Annotated in this window: 6 protein-coding genes; 3 read left to right on the top strand and 3 right to left on the bottom strand. The window is 60.1% G+C overall.

Annotated features, from left to right (window positions below; translation table 11 throughout):
* The first annotated feature begins 162 nt into the window (after positions 1-162).
* Entirely contained in the window at positions 163-324 is a 162-nt protein-coding gene (locus AC5JJ6_RS41820; RefSeq protein WP_496047725.1) for a hypothetical protein, read from the top strand.
* Positions 325-339: 15 nt separating this feature from the next.
* The gene (locus AC5JJ6_RS41815; RefSeq protein ID WP_496047724.1) at positions 340-549 is read left to right on the top strand and encodes a hypothetical protein; all 210 of its coding nucleotides are present in this window, start codon (positions 340-342) and stop codon (positions 547-549) included.
* A gap of 732 nt (positions 550-1,281) precedes the next feature.
* Here the strand turns inward: AC5JJ6_RS41815 and AC5JJ6_RS41810 are convergent.
* A complete protein-coding gene (locus tag AC5JJ6_RS41810; RefSeq protein ID WP_496047723.1) occupies positions 1,282-1,668 on the bottom strand; it encodes a bleomycin resistance protein in 387 nt (128 codons plus the stop codon).
* 308 nt (positions 1,669-1,976) lie between these two features.
* Positions 1,977-3,383, bottom strand: coding sequence for an amidase (locus AC5JJ6_RS41805; protein ID WP_496047722.1), 1,407 nt, complete (start codon positions 3,381-3,383; stop codon positions 1,977-1,979).
* Positions 3,384-3,495: 112 nt separating this feature from the next.
* On the opposite strand from AC5JJ6_RS41805, the gene AC5JJ6_RS41800 reads away from it, so the two are divergent.
* The gene (locus AC5JJ6_RS41800; protein ID WP_496047721.1) at positions 3,496-4,092 is read left to right on the top strand and encodes a TetR/AcrR family transcriptional regulator; all 597 of its coding nucleotides are present in this window, start codon (positions 3,496-3,498) and stop codon (positions 4,090-4,092) included.
* A 30-nt stretch (positions 4,093-4,122) separates the two neighbouring features.
* Here AC5JJ6_RS41800 and AC5JJ6_RS41795 read toward each other — a convergent pair whose 3' ends face one another.
* Positions 4,123-4,488, bottom strand: a complete 366-nt coding sequence (locus AC5JJ6_RS41795; RefSeq protein ID WP_496047720.1) for a hypothetical protein — start codon at positions 4,486-4,488, stop codon at positions 4,123-4,125.
* Between the last annotated feature and the right edge of the window lie 338 nt (positions 4,489-4,826).

Here is a 4,826-nt window from a genome sequence, read left to right as displayed (position 1 = left end):
TTACCGGTACAAACAGGTAAGCGACGGAACGCTCTGAGGTGGAGCCTGTTCTGGAAAAAACTAGCCTGGTGATGCTGATCCATCGGCTGTTGAACCGGTAGAACGTCCAGATACCACACCCAGGTCATGGCCTGATCCTGACCGGTTTTGGCGGAGGGGCAGATGACACAGGACGATCTGGTCGAACTCTCCCGCCTTTTTACTCTGTGGCTGGCTGCGCTGCCGGGAGAGTCTCCGGTGCGCGAGGTGGCTGAGGAAATCGATAAGCTGATCGCTCATGATGCCGCCGCAGGACGTTTACCGCCAGTAGACAAGGATGCATGAATGGATCGAACAGACATGGACACCGAACGCTGTGTCACCGAGCTGCTGGCGCTGAAGGACGCTCCCGACGATGATCTGTTGGACCAGGTCGAGGTGATCGGCGAAAGGACAGCGCGCCACATGTTGTTTGACGAGGCTACTCGCCTACAGCATGGCGATCTGCTAACGGCGACGGATTGCGCCGCCCTGGCTGACCGCATCGACGCCTTGATCCGGCCTGCGTGACGCTCCCAGCTGAGGGTCAACCAGGATCCAGCCTTGGCGCCTTCGATCTTGAGGACTTGGATTTCGAAGTCCGGCGAAGGCTTCTGTCCAACTCACGCTCTGTCCTGTCGGACTCCTCCATGACTTTCGCCTGCTCCCGGATCATCTCGCGGGTCACGGATAGCAAACGTTTGAGAAGGCGCATCATCTGACCGTCAACCCCTATGAAGGGACATATGACTTGAACCAGTTCAGGTCTTCCATATGCCGGAAAGGAATGTTTTTACCGTCCAAGTGGACTGATGCCATGACCGATGTCCCACTGCCGCCGAGGGTTTCACGAAGTAACGTTCCATTTGAGCAAAATTGCTAGCGGTGTCTCAACGGAATGTCGGGGGCTCGCACTTGCGGCTGTCGTGGCCCGCTTTCCTATGGTTTTACGCCACTTCATTGCGATCGGCCGAACAGTTACACAGCTGTGGTCAGTATAGGCTAACACCTTTCTGGTTTGCCTAGAATGTGTCGTTCCCTTGTGAAACCGTCAGATCGTGCACGCATCGACCACACGATCCGACTTGTTATTCAAGGGCTCTGGGCGCTCGCCAGAGCGCAGGAGGCGGTACGGCAAGCGGCAATCCTGACGGAGAAAGCCGAGGCCAGCGTGGTGCGCCGGCAGAACGACCGCACCTCCATATAACAGCCTTTCCATATCTTCCGATTTCCCTGAGGCCGAAAGCGTGTTTCCGGTGGCCGTTACGCGCTAACCTCGGACAAAGGGGAACCGACCCGCAACAGGTTGCCGTCTGGATCGATGTGCGCGAACTCGCGCAGCCCGTAAGCTGTATCCCTGGGGAGTGTCAAGCGCCCCTCTACAGCAGTGGCCTGCCACGTGGCATACAGCGCATCGGCATCATCGACATAGAGGTAGCACGCCGAGGCGGAGGTTTTCGGGTCTAGAGTCGGAACCCGCGTCAGATGCAGCGAAACCGGCCCCCAGGTGAGGAATCCATATTCCGGGTCATCAGCCCAGGTTTCCGCGTAGGCGGTTCCTTTAAAACCAAGACGTCGATAATGCGCCAGCGCCGCCGGGACGCTTCGCACCGGCAAGATCGGAACTGCCCGCTTGAACTCCACTGCCATCGACGCGCACCGTCTTACGAAACATGACGTCCTTCATGTTACATAAACCGGAGCTTCGGGCGAGCAGTTTGATCTTGATGCCATCAAGTACCACCGTTGCGCGATCAAGGGGTCACAACATGGAATAGGTTCGGACATAACGCTGAGGAGCCAAGCTCCCGAACGGCGCAAAATGGTGGTTTGCGATCCGTCTGCTTCCGAGCAGTGAGTTGCGAACGATCAAGATTCATTTACGCTTAGGATCGTTCTCCAGCCACGCTTGAGTGGGAAGCACCCGGGAGCATTTCCCTCGCGGTTGCATCTGGGCATCAAAGGGTCGGATGAAGGCTCCGGACCATGCTGGCGCTTTCGAGCAGCGCAGCAACGTGCAGGATTGTGGACTCGGCGAGCCAACTGCCGACGACTTGAACGTTGATCGGCAGGCCCTCCCTGCTCGTGCCGAAGCGCATCGAGACGCCGGGCAGCCCAGTGACGTTGAGCGGCACGGTCGCGCCCTGGAGGTAGGTGGCGTCGACCGTCTGGCCATCGATGACGAACTCCTCGACGCCGTGCTTGTGCGCCGGTATCGGCAGCACATGCGTGATCAGTGCGTCATAGCTGCGAAAGTATGCCGCATAGCCGTCACGCAGGCGCTCTGCGGCCTGCTCGGCCTCGATGAAGTCCTTCATGGATGTGTCGGGCAGCGAGAGCATGGTCTTAGCCATCTTGTACATCTGGTCTTCGTGGCCTGCCGTCGTCTCCTGGAACGCGGGCTTCATCTCCATGACGTGCAGACGATTGAACACGTCGAGCGCGAAATCCCGCTCCAGCGCCGGAATGCTCACCTGCTCGACATGGACGCCAACATCCTTCAGCGCCTCGGCCGCCGCCTTGACGGTCGCCGCCACCTCGGGATCGACGGGCCCAAAGCCGGGTCCGACCATCCAGCCCACGCGAAGCTGGCGACCGGGCTGACGGCCGATGCCGGCATCGAACTGGACGGTACTGGTCGCGAAGGCGTCCTGACCATCAGGCCCGGCGAGCTGCGAGAAGGCCAGCGCGATGTCGCGAACCGAACGGGCCATCGGCCCGACATGCCAGAAGCGGCGCGGTGCACGTGGCCAGATACCGGTCATGGGCACGCGGCCATGCGTTGCCTTCATGGAGGTGATACCGATCTGCGCCGCAGGGCCGCGTACGGAGATGGCGAGATCGGTGCCGAGACCGATCGGCGACATGCCCGCCGCAATAGCCGCCGATTCACCGCCGCTTGATCCGCCCGGCGTACGGGTCAAATCCCAAGGATTGTTCGATCGGCCGGAGAGCAGATTGTCGCTCTCGATCCAGTAGGAAAACTCGGGAAGGTTGGTCTTGGCCAGCAGGATGCCGCCGGCCTTCTTCATGCGTGCGACGCTGGTCGCGTCTGCATCGGGAAGGCGGCCCTTGAAGATCGGCGAACCGCGCTGGGTCAGGACGCCGACGGTGTCGATCGAGTCCTTCACTGTGAAGGGGACACCGTGCAGTGGGCCAAGTTCATCACCAGACAGGACCGCCGCCTCCGCCGCCTTCGCGGCTTTGAGCGCGCCGTCGGCCACGGTAACGATCGCGTTGATCCTGGGGTTTACGGCGGCGATGCGGTCGAGGTGCGCTTGTACGATCTCGACTGGGGAGACCTCCCTGGTGCGGACCAGCTCGGCCAGCTTCGTTGCATCGGAAAAGATGATGTCATTGCTCATTGTCGTCTTTCTACCTACCAGTTGGTAGGGGAAAGCTAGGGCTTCCATTTCCGCCTGTCAACCCCTACCTAACACATGGTAGGGTGCGGCGATCGACGAGTAGGGAACTGAGATGAGCAAGAGCGAAGAGATTTTGGCGGCGGCCAGGCAAAGCGCGCAGGCGCACGGTTACGGCGGCTTGAACTTTCGCGACCTGGCCGAGGAGGTCGGCATCAAGCCCGCGAGCATCTATCACCATTTTCCGAGTAAAGCCGATCTCGGGGCTGCAGTAGCGAAGCGCTATTGGGAGGATACCGCTGCCGATTTGGAAGCCATAGTCACGGAAACACCCGATGCAATAAGTGCCCTCCGCAGGTATCCGCAGATCTTCCGACGATCTCTCGAAAGAGAAAATCGGCTTTGCCTGGGCAGTTTCATGTCAGCCGAATACGACGATCTTCCGGAGCCGGTGAAGCTGGAGGTCCAAACCTTCGCCGACGTCAATGTGGCCTGGCTGGCCAAGATGCTCGTCTCAGCTGGGGCCGCAAAATCTGGCCAGGACGCCCAAGCCAGAGCCCGCGCGATCTTTGCGTCGGTCGCAGGCGCACAGCTGATGGCAAGGAGCCGCTCGGACATCGCACTCTTCGACGCGCTCATTGATGCATATCAGGCGACCGGGCTCCTACCGTCTTTCCGGACGAACGGCAGCGTGTTGCAAGGAGGAGAATAAGGCCGAGGAGGCCCCGTGCCCCGCTGTTGATCAGGCGACGCGGGCGGAGTTCGGGCGTCCAAGGTCGAGCATTCGGTTGAGGACTGCGGTGGCGATGGTGATCTTGGTGGCCCGGGCTTGGTCGCTGTGGAAACGCAGTCCGTCACCGATGACATGCTTCCAGCGCGCGAATTGGCCCTTGATGCGGGCCCTTTCATTGTAGCCGCTGTCGCGCTGCCAAGCCATTCTCCCTTTCCCGGCGATCGCTTGGATGTGGCAGTCGCGCTGGAGTTCGACTTGTGAGGCGTCATCGACGTCGCGGTCGGTGAGGATGGAAGCGACAATCCGGCTAGTCACCGCGTCAAAGCCGAATTCTGCACGAACGGGCGGGCTCCTGATTGCCGAAATCCCGATCATGCTGCGCCGAACCCGGCTGCACCAGTCGGATTTGGCACCCGACCTTACGAAGCCTAAATAGTCGCTAGCGGCATCATTCTGCTCCGCCTCCCCACCCACGCAGGGGGCCCGGATTTGGGCGGAGCGTTGATCTCTTCCAAACACATCAAGTCGGTAGATGTTGATGGCATTCTAGCGAAGATCATCTGGCCTGAAATTTCCGGAAATACGATCCATGGCCCTTTTGAGCGTTAGCGCCGCAGTCGTGGCATTCGGATCCCTGTGTCTGTCCTTGTGATGAAGCCGCTGGTCAGTACCAAAATCTCTCAGCCGGCTCCGCGGACCCGCTGCATTGGCTT

This window comes from Skermanella sp. (genome assembly GCF_059503625.1).
The sequence above is the reverse complement of the archived record's forward strand: the minus strand, read 5'-3'. Positions and strand labels throughout refer to the sequence as shown.